The organism is Pseudomonas sp. P7758 (assembly GCF_013386485.1).
GTDB lineage: Bacteria > Pseudomonadota > Gammaproteobacteria > Pseudomonadales > Pseudomonadaceae > Aquipseudomonas.
Genome location: NZ_JACARS010000014.1, coordinates 15,294 through 30,754 on the forward strand (window position 1 = coordinate 15,294; position 15,461 = coordinate 30,754).

General features: G+C 60.0%; 14 protein-coding genes. 11 read left to right on the forward strand and 3 right to left on the reverse strand.

What is annotated here, in order from left to right:
* The first annotated feature begins 101 nt into the window (after positions 1-101).
* The 7 genes from apaG (at position 102) to HX873_RS03350 (ending at position 8,160) form a co-directional block, all read left to right on the forward strand.
* Positions 102-482 (forward strand): Co2+/Mg2+ efflux protein ApaG, encoded by a 381-nt coding sequence (apaG, locus tag HX873_RS03320; protein ID WP_003210996.1) that lies wholly within the window; start codon positions 102-104, stop codon positions 480-482.
* Complete coding sequence (locus HX873_RS03325; protein WP_003210997.1) at positions 482-1,333, forward strand: symmetrical bis(5'-nucleosyl)-tetraphosphatase; 852 nt, start codon at positions 482-484, stop codon at positions 1,331-1,333. The genes apaG and HX873_RS03325 overlap by 1 nt, the downstream gene beginning before the upstream one ends.
* A 33-nt stretch (positions 1,334-1,366) precedes the next feature.
* Positions 1,367-1,696 (forward strand): thiosulfate sulfurtransferase GlpE, encoded by a 330-nt coding sequence (glpE, locus tag HX873_RS03330; protein WP_003210998.1) that lies wholly within the window; start codon positions 1,367-1,369, stop codon positions 1,694-1,696.
* A 285-nt stretch (positions 1,697-1,981) separates the two neighbouring features.
* Positions 1,982-3,904, forward strand: a complete 1,923-nt coding sequence (locus tag HX873_RS03335; protein ID WP_003210999.1) for a PrkA family serine protein kinase — start codon at positions 1,982-1,984, stop codon at positions 3,902-3,904.
* Between the two features lie 126 nt (positions 3,905-4,030).
* Positions 4,031-5,302 (forward strand): YeaH/YhbH family protein, encoded by a 1,272-nt coding sequence (locus HX873_RS03340; RefSeq protein ID WP_003211000.1) that lies wholly within the window; start codon positions 4,031-4,033, stop codon positions 5,300-5,302.
* Entirely contained in the window at positions 5,299-6,861 is a 1,563-nt protein-coding gene (locus HX873_RS03345; RefSeq protein ID WP_003211001.1) for a SpoVR family protein, read from the forward strand. Before HX873_RS03340 ends, HX873_RS03345 begins: the two co-directional genes overlap by 4 nt.
* A gap of 63 nt (positions 6,862-6,924) precedes the next feature.
* Positions 6,925-8,160 (forward strand): multifunctional CCA addition/repair protein, encoded by a 1,236-nt coding sequence (locus HX873_RS03350; RefSeq protein WP_177122376.1) that lies wholly within the window; start codon positions 6,925-6,927, stop codon positions 8,158-8,160.
* Here the strand turns inward: HX873_RS03350 and folK are convergent.
* Entirely contained in the window at positions 8,130-8,648 is a 519-nt protein-coding gene (folK, locus tag HX873_RS03355) for a 2-amino-4-hydroxy-6-hydroxymethyldihydropteridine diphosphokinase (RefSeq protein ID WP_003211005.1), read from the reverse strand. The genes HX873_RS03350 and folK overlap by 31 nt on opposite strands.
* Positions 8,639-8,992 (reverse strand): dihydroneopterin aldolase, encoded by a 354-nt coding sequence (gene folB / locus HX873_RS03360; protein ID WP_003211007.1) that lies wholly within the window; start codon positions 8,990-8,992, stop codon positions 8,639-8,641. The genes folK and folB overlap by 10 nt, the downstream gene beginning before the upstream one ends.
* Before the next feature lie 74 nt (positions 8,993-9,066).
* Between folB and plsY the strand changes: the two genes are divergently transcribed.
* A complete protein-coding gene (gene plsY / locus HX873_RS03365) occupies positions 9,067-9,636 on the forward strand; it encodes a glycerol-3-phosphate 1-O-acyltransferase PlsY (protein WP_003211009.1) in 570 nt (189 codons plus the stop codon).
* A gap of 33 nt (positions 9,637-9,669) precedes the next feature.
* Here plsY and tsaD read toward each other — a convergent pair whose 3' ends face one another.
* Entirely contained in the window at positions 9,670-10,695 is a 1,026-nt protein-coding gene (gene tsaD, locus HX873_RS03370; RefSeq protein WP_087694726.1) for a tRNA (adenosine(37)-N6)-threonylcarbamoyltransferase complex transferase subunit TsaD, read from the reverse strand.
* Between the two features lie 203 nt (positions 10,696-10,898).
* On the opposite strand from tsaD, the gene rpsU reads away from it, so the two are divergent.
* The 3 genes from rpsU to rpoD all read left to right on the forward strand — a co-directional run bounded on the left by rpsU (position 10,899) and on the right by rpoD (position 15,439).
* Positions 10,899-11,114 carry a 30S ribosomal protein S21 gene (gene rpsU, locus HX873_RS03375; protein ID WP_002551877.1) on the forward strand — a complete coding sequence of 72 codons (216 nt, stop codon included), beginning with the start codon at positions 10,899-10,901 and terminating at the stop codon, positions 11,112-11,114.
* 445 nt (positions 11,115-11,559) lie between these two features.
* The gene (dnaG, locus tag HX873_RS03380; protein WP_177122377.1) at positions 11,560-13,521 is read left to right on the forward strand and encodes a DNA primase; all 1,962 of its coding nucleotides are present in this window, start codon (positions 11,560-11,562) and stop codon (positions 13,519-13,521) included.
* A gap of 67 nt (positions 13,522-13,588) precedes the next feature.
* Positions 13,589-15,439 carry an RNA polymerase sigma factor RpoD gene (gene rpoD, locus HX873_RS03385; RefSeq protein ID WP_003211014.1) on the forward strand — a complete coding sequence of 617 codons (1,851 nt, stop codon included), beginning with the start codon at positions 13,589-13,591 and terminating at the stop codon, positions 15,437-15,439.
* Positions 15,440-15,461 lie beyond the last annotated feature (22 nt).

A 15,461-nucleotide genomic window follows, 5' to 3' on the forward strand; every position in this document is an offset into this window, starting at 1 on the left:
GATGGCGCACTCACGATCGCCATCGCTGGCAAGCCAGCGCCTACGGGCCTAGACTGACCGGCATCCGCTGTTCCCCCGCTTTTGCTTTTAAGGCCTCTTGTATGTCCGATCCTCGTTATCAGATCGACGTCAGCGTCGTCACCCGCTTTCTGGCGGAACAATCGCAACCCGAGCAGAACCGCTTTGCGTTCGCCTACACCATTACCGTACAAAACAACGGCGAGCTGCCTGCCAAGCTGCTGTCGCGCCACTGGGTCATCACCGACGGTGACGGCCAGGTCGAGGAAGTCCGCGGCGCCGGCGTGGTCGGCCAACAACCGCTGATCGCCCCAGGCAAGAGCCACACCTACAGCAGCGGCACTGTCATGACCTCCCGCGTCGGCAACATGCAAGGCAGCTACCAGATGCTCGCCGACGACGGCAAACACTTCGACGCCATCATCGCCCCGTTCCGTCTCGCGGTGCCTGGAGCCCTGCACTGATGGCGACGTATGCCGTCGGCGACCTGCAAGGCTGCCTGGAACCGCTCAAGTGCCTGCTCGAGCGCGTGGCCTTCGACCCGGCCAAGGATCGCCTGTGGCTGGTGGGCGACCTGGTCAACCGTGGCCCGCAATCCCTGGAAACCCTGCGCTTCCTTTATGGCATGCGCGACTCCCTGGTGTGCGTACTGGGCAACCATGACCTGCACTTGCTGGCCGCCGGCAATAACATCGAGCGCCTGAAAAAGGGCGATACCCTGCGGGAAATCCTCGAAGCGCCGGATCGCACCGAGCTGCTTGACTGGCTGCGCCGGCAAAAACTCATGCACTACGACGAGAGCCGCGACACCGCCTTGGTGCATGCCGGCATTCCACCCCAGTGGACGCTGAAGAAAGCCCTCAAGTGCGCGAGTGAAGTCGAAGCAGCCCTGGCCGATGACAACCTGTACACCGCTTACCTGGATGGCATGTACGGCAACGAACCCGTTAAGTGGGACAACGAACTGACCGGCGTCGCGCGCCTGCGGGTGATCACCAACTACTTCACCCGCATGCGTTTCTGCACCGCCGAAGGCAAGCTGGACCTCAAGAGCAAGGAAGGCGCCGACACCGCCCTCCCCGGCTACAAGCCCTGGTTCGCCCACAAGGAGCGCAAGACCCGTGAAACGAAGATCATCTTCGGCCACTGGGCAGCCCTGGAAGGCAAGTGTGATGAACCTGGCGTGTTCGCCCTCGACACCGGCTGCGTATGGGGCGGCGCCATGACCCTGATGAACATCGACACCGGCGAGCGCTCGAGCTGCCAGTGCGACTCCCCCGTTCCCGAACAACTGCAGGCCGCGGCAAAGCGCTGAGCCGCGCTTTCATACAGGCCAAAGGAGCCCGCCATGACTGAATTCAAACGTATCCCTCCCGAGCAAGCCCAGGCCCTGCGCGAGCAAGGCGCGGTGGTTGTAGACATCCGCGACCAGCCGACCTACATCGCCGGCCATATCAGTGGCGCCCAGCACCTGGACAACCACAACATCGCCGACTTCATCCGCGCCGCCGACCTCGACGCGCCGGTCATCGTCGCGTGCTACCACGGCAACTCCAGCCAAAGCGCCGCCGCCTACCTGGTGAGCCAGGGCTTCTCCGACGTCTATAGCCTCGACGGTGGCTTTGAGCTATGGCGTGCGACCTATCCTGCAGAAATTGCCGCAGGCGACGCGCAATAATTTTTTTCAAACCCCGCTATCCCGCGTGACGCTTGGCCTCGCGCCGTTTCTGACGAACGGCGCGGCCAAACTAATTTCGTATCGCGCCTTGACCTCCCCGATTCCGAACTATCCTTAAGCGCAGGCCATCCAAAACAGGGGAGAGCCGGTACACCGGCGTGCGGGTCATCGGTAGCGTTTCAGGGTGTTCTGGGGGGAAAACGGCCATTGGTGTCCACCAATGGCTGCCAGCATCGACTGATTGATCCGGCGTCGGCTCCACGTATCGAGCGAGGTGACGACGTCATGAGTATTTTTAGCCACTTCCAACAACGCTTCGAGTCCACCCGCCAGGAAGAGCTCTCGCTTCAGGAGTATCTCGAACTGTGCAAAAAGGACCGCAGCGCCTACGCGTCTGCCGCTGAACGCCTGCTGTTGGCGATCGGCGAGCCGGAGCTGGTGGACACCGCAGCCAATTCGCGCTTGTCGCGGATTTTCTCGAACAAGGTGATCCGTCGCTACCCGGCCTTTGAAGACTTCCACGGTATGGAAGAATGCATTGACCAGATCGTCTCGTATTTCCGCCATGCCGCCCAAGGCCTGGAAGAGAAGAAACAGATCCTCTACCTGCTCGGCCCCGTCGGCGGCGGCAAGTCGTCCCTGGCCGAAAAACTCAAACAACTGATCGAGAAGGTGCCGTTCTACGCCATCAAGGGCTCACCGGTGTTCGAGTCGCCCCTGGGGCTGTTCAACGCCACGGAAGATGGCGCGATCCTCGAAGAAGACTTCGGCATTCCACGGCGCTATCTCAATACCATCATGTCGCCCTGGGCGACCAAGCGCCTGGCCGAGTTCGGCGGCGACATCAGCCAGTTCCGGGTGGTGAAGCTCTATCCCTCGATCCTCAACCAGATTGCCGTGGCCAAGACCGAACCGGGTGACGAGAACAACCAGGACATCTCGGCACTGGTGGGCAAGGTCGATATCCGCAAACTCGAAGAATTCCCGCAGAACGACGCCGATGCCTACAGCTACTCGGGCGCACTGTGCCGGGCCAACCAGGGTCTGATGGAGTTCGTGGAGATGTTCAAGGCACCGATCAAGGTGCTGCACCCACTGCTCACCGCGACACAGGAAGGTAACTACAACAGCACCGAAGGCCTGGGGGCGATTCCATTCACCGGGATCCTGCTGGCCCACTCCAACGAATCGGAATGGCACACCTTCCGCAACAACAAGAACAACGAAGCCTTCATCGACCGGATCTATATCGTCAAGGTGCCGTACTGCCTGCGGGTCAGCGATGAAATCAAGATTTACGACAAGCTGCTGTTCAACAGTTCCCTGGCCAAGGCTCATTGCGCGCCTGACACCCTGAAGATGCTGGCCCAGTTCACCGTGTTGTCGCGCCTCAAGGAGCCGGAAAACTCCAACATCTACTCGAAGATGCGCGTGTATGACGGCGAAAACCTCAAGGACACCGATCCGAAGGCCAAGTCGATCCAGGAATACCGCGACACCGCCGGCGTGGATGAGGGCATGAACGGCCTGTCGACACGTTTTGCGTTCAAGATCCTGTCCAAGGTCTTCAACTTCGACCCGCACGAAATCGCCGCCAACCCGGTGCACCTGCTCTACGTGCTGGAACAGCAGATCGAACAGGAACAATTCCAGGCTGAAACCCGCGAGCGCTATCTGCGCTTCCTCAAGGAATACCTGGCACCGCGCTACATCGAGTTCATCGGCAAGGAAATCCAGACCGCGTACCTGGAGTCCTACAGCGAATACGGCCAGAACATCTTCGACCGCTATGTGCTGTACGCAGACTTCTGGATCCAGGACCAGGAATACCGCGACCCGGAAACCGGCGAGATTCTCAACCGCGTAGCCCTCAACGAGGAACTGGAAAAGATCGAAAAACCCGCCGGCATCAGCAATCCGAAGGATTTCCGCAACGAAATCGTCAACTTCGTGCTGCGCGCCCGGGCCAACAACAACGGCAAGAACCCTACCTGGCTCAGCTACGAGAAGCTGCGGGTGGTCATCGAGAAGAAAATGTTCTCCAACACCGAGGATCTGCTGCCGGTCATCAGCTTCAACGCCAAGGCCAGCAAGGAGGATCAGCAAAAACACAACGACTTCGTCACTCGCATGGTCGAGCGTGGCTACACCGACAAACAGGTACGACTGCTCTCCGAGTGGTACTTGCGGGTCCGCAAATCGCAGTAAGGCAGCGACAAGCGTGCAATGCCAGGCTCCCGGTACGCCGGACAGCCTGGCAATCGACCGCTTGTCTTTAAGCTTCCAGCTTGCCGCTTGAAGCTTGTAACTTGAAGCTGCCCGGAGGGCTCCTGCATGAGCTATGTGATCGACCGACGTCTCAATGGCAAGAACAAGAGCACGGTAAACCGCCAGCGGTTCCTGCGGCGTTACCGTGACCACATCAAAAAGGCCGTCGAAGAGGCCGTCAGCCGCCGTTCCATCACCGATATGGAGCATGGCGAACAGATCAGCATCCCCGGACGCGACATCGATGAACCGGTGCTGCACCACGGCCGGGGCGGCAAACAGACCGTCGTGCATCCCGGCAACAAGGAATTCACCAGCGGCGAACATATCCAGCGGCCCCAGGGCGGCGCGGGCGGCAAAGGCCCGGGCAAGGCCGGTAACTCCGGCGAAGGCATGGATGAGTTCGTGTTCCAGATCACCCAGGAAGAGTTCCTGGAGTTCATGTTCGAAGACCTGGAACTGCCCAACCTGGTCAAACGCAACCTGACCGGTACCGACACCTTCAAGACCGTGCGTGCCGGGATCAGCAATGAAGGCAACCCGTCACGGATCAACATCATCCGTACCCTGCGCTCGGCCCATGCGCGACGTATCGCCTTGTCTGGCAGCAGCCGGGCAAAACTGCGGGATGCCAAGGCGGAACTGGAACGCCTGAAACGCGAAGAGCCGGACAACTTCGGCGATATCCAGGAAATTGAAGCCGAAATCGCCAAACTCAGCGCGCGAATCCATCGCGTGCCGTTTCTCGACACCTTCGACCTGAAGTACAACCTGCTGGTCAAGCAACCCAATCCCAGTTCCAAAGCGGTGATGTTCTGCCTGATGGACGTGTCCGGCTCCATGACCCAGGCGACCAAGGACATCGCCAAGCGCTTCTTCATCCTGCTGTACCTGTTTCTCAAGCGTAACTACGACAAGATCGATGTGGTGTTCATCCGCCATCACACCAGCGCCAGGGAAGTCGACGAGGAGGAATTCTTCTACTCGCGGGAAACCGGCGGCACCATCGTCTCCAGCGCCTTGAAGCTGATGCAGGAAATCATGGCCGAACGCTATCCGGCCAACGAGTGGAACATCTACGCCGCCCAGGCTTCCGACGGCGACAACTGGAACGACGACTCGCCGATCTGCCGCGACATCCTGATCAACCAGATCATGCCGTTCGTGCAGTACTACACCTACGTCGAAATCACCCCGCGCGAGCATCAGGCCCTGTGGTTCGAATACGAGCGCATCAGCGAAGCCTTCGCTGACACCTTCGCCCAGCAACAATTGGTCTCGGCCGGCGATATCTATCCGGTCTTCCGTGAACTCTTCCAGCGCAGGTTAGTGACATGACCGCCAAAGAGCATAAGCGCCAACCCATATCCACGGGGTCCGAATGGACCTTCGAACTGATCCAGGCCTATGACCGGGAAATCAGCCGCATCGCGGCGGGTTATGCCCTGGATACCTACCCCAACCAGATCGAAGTGATCACCGCCGAACAGATGATGGATGCCTATGCGTCCGTGGGCATGCCCCTGGGCTATCACCACTGGTCCTACGGCAAACACTTCCTCAGCACTGAAAAGTCCTACACCCGCGGCCAGATGGGCCTGGCCTACGAAATCGTCATCAACTCCGACCCGTGCATCGCCTACCTGATGGAAGAAAACACCATCTGCATGCAGGCGCTGGTGGTGGCCCACGCGTGCTACGGGCATAACAGCTTCTTCAAGGGTAACTACCTGTTCCGCACCTGGACCGATGCCAGCTCGATCATCGATTACCTGGTATTTGCCAAGCAGTACATCATGCAGTGCGAGGAGCGCCACGGCATCGATGCGGTGGAAGACCTGCTGGACTCCTGCCATGCCCTGATGAACTACGGCGTCGACCGCTACAAACGCCCGTATCCGATTTCCGCCGAAGAAGAACGGCTGCGCCAGAAGGACCGTGAAGAGCATCTGCAAAAGCAGATCAACGACCTGTGGCGCACCATTCCCAAACGCGCCGGCAAGAACAACGACAAGGACAATGCGCGCTTCCCCGCCGAACCTCAGGAAAACATCCTGTATTTCATCGAAAAGCACGCGCCATTGCTGGAGCCCTGGCAGCGGGAAATCGTGCGGATCGTGCGCAAGATCGCCCAGTATTTCTACCCACAACGCCAGACCCAGGTGATGAACGAAGGCTGGGCCACGTTCTGGCACTACACCCTGATGAACGACCTGTATGACGAAGGCCTGGTCACCGACGGTTTCATGATGGAGTTCCTGACGTCCCACACCAGCGTGGTCTTCCAGCCGGGCTTCGACAGCCCCTACTACAGCGGTATCAACCCGTATGCATTGGGCTTTGCGATGTACCGCGATATCCGGCGCATGTGCGAGCACCCCACCGAAGAAGACCGCCGCTGGTTCCCGGAGATTGCCGGCAGCGATTGGTTGTCGACCATCAAGTTCGCCATGAGCAGCTTCAAGGATGAGAGCTTCATTCTGCAGTACCTGTCCCCCCAGGTGATTCGAGACCTCAAGCTGTTCAGCATCATGGACGACGACCTCAAGGACGACCTGCTGGTGCCGGCGATCCACGATGAGCCGGGTTACCGCACCATCCGCGAAACCCTCGCGGCGCAGTACAACCTGGGCAACCGCGAACCCAATGTGCAGATCTACAGCATCGACGTACGCGGCGACCGCTCGCTGACCCTGCGCCACCAGCAGCACGACCGCAAACCGCTGGGAGAGTCCACTGAGGAGGTTCTCAAGCACCTGCACCGGCTGTGGGGGTTCGATATCCACCTGGAGACGCTGCAAGGCGACCAGGTGATGAAAACCCACCATGTTCCGCCCCGCAACGAACACGGCGATAACGATTACGGCCGCCTGGACCTGGCAGTCGTGCATCTGTGAAACGGCAAAGCCTCCATTGGCGGGCCGCAGGCGTTATCCTGTGCCGCTAATGGAGGCTTTTTCATGCAAATCTACAAAGTCGGTGGTGCGGTACGTGATCGCCTGCTGGGCATCCCCGTTACCGATATCGACCGTGTCGTAGTCGGCGCTACCACTGAAGAAATGCTCGCCCTGGGCTACAAGCCTGTGGGTTCGGACTTCCCGGTATTTCTTGACCCGAAAAATGGTGACGAGTACGCCCTCGCCCGCACGGAGCGCAAGAGCGGCCGGGGTTATGGCGGCTTTGTGTTTCACGCCAGCCCCGAAGTTACCCTGGAAGAAGACCTGATCCGCCGCGACCTGACCATCAACGCCATGGCCGAGGATGACGCGGGCCACCTGACCGACCCTTATCACGGCCAGCAGGATCTGGACGCACGCATTCTGCGTCACGTTTCCCCGGCGTTTGCCGAAGATCCACTGCGTGTCCTGCGCGTTGCCCGCTTTGCCGCGCGCTATGCCGGCCTCGGCTTTACGGTAGCGCCCGAAACCCTGGAACTGATGCGCGAACTCAGCGCGTCGGGCGAACTGGAAGCCTTGACGCCCGAACGCAGCTGGAAGGAGATTTCCCGCGCATTGATGGAAAACCAGCCACAGGTGTTTATCCAGGTGCTGCGCGATTGCGGCGCCCTGAAAACCCTGATGCCGGAAATCAACGCACTGTTTGGCGTGCCGCAACCCGAGGCCCATCACCCCGAAATCGATACCGGCGTGCACACATTGAGCGTGCTGGAACAGGCAGCCATCCATGCCCAACCGTTGACCGTCCGCTGGGCCTGCCTGCTGCACGATCTGGGCAAGGGGCTCACGCCTGTGGATAAGTTGCCGCAGCACATCGCTCATGAGCAACGCGGCGTGAAGCTGATCAAGGCGATGAACGAACGCTTCAAGGTGCCAAGGGATTCCCAGGAGTTGGCGTTGCTGGTGGGCGAATATCACACCCACGGCCACCGCGCACTGGAGCTGAGGCCCTCGACATTGCTGGAGTTGCTGCAAAGCTTCGACGTTTACCGTCGCCCGCAACGCTTTGAAGAGTTTGTGGTGGCATGCGAGATGGACGCCCGCGGGCGCAAGGGCCTTGAGCAGAGAAGTTATCCACAAGCCGATTATTTGCGCGGTGCGGCGCTGGCGGCCAGAGGTGTGGCCGTCGCACCGCTACTGGAACAAGGCTACAAAGGTCCCGAACTGGGCGAAGCGCTGAAACGCGAACGGCTCAAGGCGCTAAAAGCCTACAAGAGCGAGTCCGGCGTCAACGGCTGATCCCGCCATTCGAACGCGACCGGCGCCAGTACCTGGTCAATGTGTGCATCCTGCCACAGCGCGGCAAATGACTTGCCCACCTCAGGATGCACACGCTGCGGCGCCATCAACGACAGCGGCCACAGCACAAACGCGTTCTTCAGGATTTCGGCCCGGGGCAGGATCAGGCCATCGAAGTTACCCACCAGCTCGCCATACAGCAGCACGTCGATGTCCAGCGGCAAGCCTTTGCGATCCGGGGCGTAGCGGCCATTGTCGGCCTCGATGAATTTCAGCCGGCGGTCCAGCTCCATCAACGGCAGGTCGGTATACGCCGACACCACCAGATTGAAGAATGGCCCGCTCTTGATGCCCACAGGCTGGCTTTCAAACACCGGCGAACAGCGCATCTGCGTCAGGAAACCCGCCAGCGCATCAAGGCCAGCGTGCAAATGGGCCTCACGCTCGATGTTACTGCCAAGACCAAGGTAAACCTGAGTTAGCGACATCCGCGCTCGATCTCCACGCCCACACCCTTGGCGGCCGGTACGGCGCCGGGCTTGGTCAGTTTGAGGTGCAGCCAGGGAATCTGGAACTCACTCATCAACACTTCAGCCAGGCGCTCGGCGAAGGTTTCCACCAGCTGGAATTGCGCCTGCTCGGCAAAGGCCTGGATCCGCGCGGACACGCTCGCGTAATCCAGCGCCAGGGTCAGGTCATCACCGGCAGCGGCCGGGCGGTTATCCCAGGCGAAGCTCAGGTCCAGACGCAGGCATTGCCGGATACCGCGCTCCCAGTCGTAGGCCCCGATCACGGTGTCGACTTCCAGGCCTTCGATAAACACTCTGTCCAAGCACTCTTCTCCGCTGCACGACAAGGGCGCGATGCCCCGTTAGAATCAGGGCGTCCTCGCCCGGAATAGTTAGCATGTTTTGGTTACTGGCGACTCTCGCCTACCTGCTCGGCTCGCTGTCCTTCGCCATTTTGCTCAGCCGCCTGACGGGAAATCCCGACCCGCGAATGAGTGGCTCAGGCAATGCCGGCGCCACCAATATGTTGCGCCTGGCCGGCAAGAAACTCGCCGTACTCACGCTGTTCGGCGACGTCTGCAAGGGCCTGCTGCCGGTGCTGATCGCCGATCTCGCCGGGCTCTCGCTGCAACAGCAAGCCTGGATCGGCGTCTGCGCGGTGCTCGGCCACCTGTTCCCGCTGTACTTTCGCTTTCGCGGCGGCAAAGGCGTTGCGACGGCGGCCGGCATGCTGCTGGGGATCTACCCACCGGCGGCGCTGCTGGCCATCCTGGCCTGGCTGCTGACGTTCTACCTGACACGCACCAGCTCGCTGGCCGCCCTCATCGCCACGCCCCTGACCCTGCCGTTGCTGGCGTGGCAGGAGCCGGAGGCGCTGGTGCCGATGAGCGTGCTCACGCTGCTGATCGTCTGGCGCCACCGGGGCAATTTACGCGACCTGTTTGCCGGGCGCGAACGGCATTTTTAAATACGCCCGGTGAACCCGGCTCACGTTCGCCCGTTACAGCGGCGGCAACTGCTCCATCGGCCAGCGCGCCTGCACGCTGATTGCCAGGCTTTCATGCTGCCCGGCCTGCAAACGCTGGCAACCGGCATAGGCGATCATCGCACCGTTATCGGTGCAGAATTCGGGACGCGCATAAAACACGTCGCCCTTCATGTCGCCGAGCATTTTCTCCAGGGAGCTGCGCAGCGCCTTGTTCGCGCTGACGCCGCCCGCGATCACCAGGCGCTTCATGCCCGCCTGCTTCAGGGCCCGCTTGCACTTGATGGTCAAAGTCTCCACCACGGCCTGCTGGAACGCCAGCGAGATGTCGCAACGGGCTTGCTCACTGTCGTCTCCGGCGCTGACGCTCTGCTGCCAGGTGTTCAGGGCAGAGGTTTTCAGGCCGCTGAAGCTGAACATCAGGCCAGGGCGATCGCACATCGGGCGCGGGAAGGTATAGCGCCCCGGAACGCCTTTTTCTGCCAAGCGGGCGATTTCCGGGCCGCCCGGATAATTAAGGCCCATCATCTTCGCAGTCTTGTCGAAAGCTTCACCGGCAGCGTCGTCCAGGCTTTCGCCCAGCAGCGTGTATTGACCGATTCCGTCGACCTGAACCAGCTGCGTATGGCCGCCTGAAACCAACAAAGCGACGAACGGGAACGCTGGCGGGTTTTCTTCCAGCATCGGTGCCAGTAAATGGCCTTCCATGTGGTGCACACCAAGGGCCGGAATGCCCCAGGCAAATGCCAGCGCCTGGGCGCAAGAGGCCCCAACCAGCAGGGCTCCGACCAATCCGGGGCCTGCGGTATAGGCAATGGCGTCGATCTCGGTCGGCACGCAGCCGGCCTCGTCCAGCACCTGGCGAATCAATGGCAGCATGCGTTTCACATGATCACGGCTGGCCAGCTCCGGCACCACGCCGCCATAGGCGCGATGCAGGTCGATCTGACTGAACAGTGCGTCGGCCAAAAGCCCGCGTTCACTGTCGTAAAGTGCGACACCGGTTTCGTCGCACGAGGTTTCTAATCCCAGAACTAGCATGGGTTTGCGCCTTGTAGAGGCTGAATTCGAAGGCGCGCATAATAGTCGCCACTCCCCCTCCCGACTAGCGGTTTTCGATCAGAGGCTTTGCATTCCGGGCAATGAGGGGTTAACATCCGCAACCCTTAAAAACCGACGACCTCAGCCGCGAATTTTTTGCGACGAGAACGTTGATTCCCGGTAATGAAAGAAGGTAGCTCTGGATGCCAGCCGTCAAAGTAAAAGAGAACGAACCCTTCGACGTAGCTCTGCGTCGTTTCAAGCGCTCCTGCGAAAAAGCCGGTGTTCTGGCTGAAGTTCGTAGCCGCGAATTTTACGAGAAGCCAACTTCTGAGCGTAAGCGTAAAGCAGCAGCCGCTGTTAAGCGTCACGCCAAGAAAGTTCAGCGCGAGCAGCGCCGCGCCGTTCGTCTGTACTAATACACAGACGTTCGTAGCAAGCTTCTGCCAAGCCCGGCCCTCAGCCGGGCTGTTGGCATTTGCGGATATCGCTTGATGCTTCACCGTTGACGCCGCACACGCGACTGAAACGAACTGCTTCACACGTCAGGACTGGCTCTTTTGCCAGCGGTGCACGTCTCTTCTGACGAGCCTAACAAGGCTACTGACGAGCACACTTATTTTTTAACAGGCGATCAACAGGTCGGCTGCGCCCACCGATGAGCTTCCGAGGCCCCCACATGGCCAAGACCGGACTCCCGGGCAACATTTCTACGCCGGGCACTGATCGGAACTAACGTCAGTGAATGTTCGGCAGATACACTTCCTGACAGACCAAGCAGACGACAGTAGATCGAGCCGCACAACACGCGCGCCTTGAGCACTTTGCGGGCCCTCTTTTACACGCAGTGATGACGAGAACGCCATGGCCGGGCTAATTCCCCAGAGCTTTATTGACGACCTTCTGAACCGCACCGACATCGTCGATGTTGTCAGCTCGCGCCTGCTGATGAAAAAGGCCGGCAAGAACTATACCGCCTGCTGCCCGTTCCACAAGGAAAAGACTCCGTCGTTCAGCGTCAGCCCCGACAAGCAGTTCTACTACTGCTTCGGCTGCGGCGCTGGCGGCAACGCCCTCGGTTTCATCATGGACCACGACAACCTGGACTTCCCCCAGGCCGTCGAGGAACTGGCGAAAGCCGCCGGCATGGAAATCCCCCGCGAAGAAAGTGGCCGCCCGCACAAACCGCGGCAACCCACCGATTCGCCGCTGTACCCGCTGCTTACCGCTGCTGCCGACTTTTACCGCCAGGCACTGAAAAGCCACCCGCAGCGCAAAGCCGCCGTCGATTACCTCAAGGGCCGCGGCCTGACCGGTGAAATCGCCCGCGACTTCGGCCTCGGCTTCGCCCCGCCGGGCTGGGACAACCTGTACAAGCACCTGAGCAGCGACACCCTGCAGCAAAAAGCCATGATCGACGCCGGCCTGTTGGTGGAAAACGCCGAGACCGGCAAGCGTTATGACCGCTTCCGCGACCGCGTGATGTTCCCGATCCGCGACAGCCGCGGCCGCATCATCGCGTTCGGCGGCCGGGTGCTGGGGGACGACAAGCCCAAATACCTGAACTCACCGGAAACCCCGGTGTTTCATAAAGGCCAGGAACTCTACGGCCTGTTTGAAGCGCGCAAGAACAACCGCAACCTCGACGAAATCATCGTGGTTGAAGGCTATATGGACGTGATTGCCCTGGCCCAGCAAGGCTTGCGCAACGCCGTGGCGACCCTGGGCACCGCGACCAGCGAAGAGCACTTGAAGCGCCTGTTTCGCGTAGTGCCCAACGTACTGTTCTGCTTCGACGGCGACCAGGCCGGCCGCAACGCAGCGTGGCGTGCCCTTGAGTCGACCCTGTCGAGCCTGCAGGACGGGCGGCGCGCACGCTTCCTGTTCCTGCCCGAAGGTGAAGACCCGGACACCCTGGTCCGCTCCGAAGGCACCGACGCGTTCCGCGCGCGCATCAACCAACACGCACAACCGCTGGCCGATTACTTTTTCCAGCAACTGACCGAAGAGTCCGACCCGCGCTCCCTCGAAGGCAAGGCCCACATGGTCACCCTCGCGGCACCGCTGATCGACAAGGTTCCGGGCGCCAACCTGCGCACCCTGATGCGCCAGCGCCTGCTGGAAATCACCGGCTTGAGTGGCGAGGCCGTCAGCCAGCTGGCCCGCAGCGCGCCGCAAGAGGCGCCGCCGGCCTACGACCCGGGCATGGATTACGACGCCATGCCGGACTATTCCGACTTCCACCAACCGCAGGAGGCCTACACGCCCCAGCAGGAGTGGACACCGAAGAAACCCGGCGCCGGCGGCAAGAAATGGGACAAGAAACCCTGGGACAAAAATGGCAAACGTGGCGGTGACCGTGACGAACCGCGCGGCCCACGCGTCCCAGCAGCAGTAGAGCCGCCCACCATGGCAGCCCTGCGTACACTTTTGCACCACCCGCAACTGGCACAAAAAGTCGAGGATGCGGGGCACTTTGCGGCCGAAGACCACACCAATACGCAACTGTTGGTGGCCCTGCTCGAAGCCGTACAGAAGAATCCTAAGCTAAACTCATTCCAGCTGATTGCACGCTGGCACGGCACCGAACAGGGCCGTTTGCTGAAGGCATTGGCAGAAAAGGAATGGCTGATTGATGGCGATAACCTTGAACAACAGTTTTTCGACACCATTACTAGCTTGGTAGCTCGTCAACGCGAGCGAAACCTGGAACAACTTCTTCGAAAAGCGCGTCAGAGTGAATTGACCGCCGAAGAGAAAAATCAACTGCGCGACCTTTTAAGTCGCAATGTTTCCGCATCAAACCCGACCTCAGCTGGCGTGTGAGGTCATAGCTCGGGTATAATCCTCGGCTTGTTTTTTGCCCGCCAAGACCTTCAGTGGATAGGGTGTTATGTCCGGAAAAGCGCAACAGCAGTCTCGTATCAAAGAGTTGATCACCCTTGGTCGTGAGCAGAAGTATCTGACTTACGCAGAGGTCAACGACCACCTGCCTGAGGATATTTCAGATCCAGAGCAGGTGGAAGACATCATCCGCATGATTAATGACATGGGGATCCCCGTACACGAGAGTGCTCCGGATGCGGACGCCCTTATGTTGGCCGACGCCGATACCGACGAGGCAGCCGCTGAAGAAGCAGCCGCCGCGTTGGCAGCGGTCGAGACCGACATCGGTCGCACGACTGACCCTGTGCGCATGTATATGCGCGAAATGGGTACGGTAGAGCTGCTGACACGTGAAGGCGAAATCGAAATCGCCAAGCGTATCGAAGAGGGCATCCGTGAAGTGATGGGCGCAATCGCGCACTTCCCAGGCACGGTTGACCACATTCTCTCCGAGTACACTCGCGTCACCACCGAAGGTGGCCGCCTGTCCGACGTCCTGAGCGGTTATATCGACCCGGACGACGGCATTGCGCCACCTGCGGCTGAAATTCCGCCACCGATCGATGCCAAGGCTGCGAAAGCAGACGACGACACCGACGACGACGAAGCTGAAGCCAGCACCGATGACGAAGAAGAAGTCGAAAGCGGTCCGGATCCGATCATCGCAGCCCAGCGCTTTGGCGCGGTCTCCGATCAGATGGAACTGGCTCGCAAGGCCCTGAAGAAGCACGGTCGCGGCAGCAAGCAGGCAACTGCTGAATTGCTGGCCCTGGCTGAACTCTTCATGCCGATCAAACTGGTACCGAAGCAATTCGAAGGCCTGGTTGAGCGGGTTCGTAGCGCCCTTGAGCGTCTGCGTGCACAAGAGCGTGCGATCATGCAGCTCTGTGTCCGTGATGCGCGCATGCCGCGTGCCGACTTCCTGCGCCAGTTCCCGGGCAACGAAGTCGACGAAAGCTGGACCGACGCTCTGGCCAAAGGCAAAAGCAAATACGCTGAAGCCATTGGTCGCTTCCAGGCCGACATCGTTCGTTGCCAGCAGAAGCTGACTGCATTGCAGACTGAAACCGGTCTGACGATTGCCGAGATCAAGGACATCAACCGTCGCATGTCGATCGGTGAGGCCAAGGCCCGCCGCGCGAAGAAAGAGATGGTTGAAGCGAACTTGCGTCTGGTGATCTCCATCGCCAAGAAGTACACCAACCGTGGCCTGCAATTCCTCGATCTGATCCAGGAAGGCAACATCGGCTTGATGAAAGCGGTGGACAAGTTCGAATACCGTCGCGGCTACAAGTTCTCGACTTATGCCACCTGGTGGATCCGTCAGGCGATCACTCGCTCGATCGCCGACCAGGCCCGCACCATCCGTATTCCGGTGCACATGATCGAGACGATCAACAAGCTCAACCGTATTTCCCGGCAGATGTTGCAGGAAATGGGTCGCGAACCGACCCCGGAAGAGTTGGGCGAACGCATGGAAATGCCTGAGGATAAAATCCGCAAGGTATTGAAGATCGCTAAAGAGCCGATCTCCATGGAAACCCCGATCGGTGATGACGAAGACTCCCATCTGGGTGACTTCATCGAAGACTCGACCATGCAGTCGCCAATCGATGTTGCTACCGTTGAGAGCCTGAAAGAAGCGACTCGCGACGTACTGTCCGGCCTCACTGCCCGTGAAGCCAAGGTACTGCGCATGCGCTTCGGCATCGACATGAATACCGACCACACCCTTGAGGAGGTTGGTAAGCAGTTCGACGTTACCCGTGAGCGGATTCGTCAGATCGAAGCCAAGGCGCTGCGCAAGCTGCGCCACCCGACGAGAAGCGAGCATTTGCGCTCCTTCCTCGACGAGTGATCACAAAAACCCCGGCCCAGGC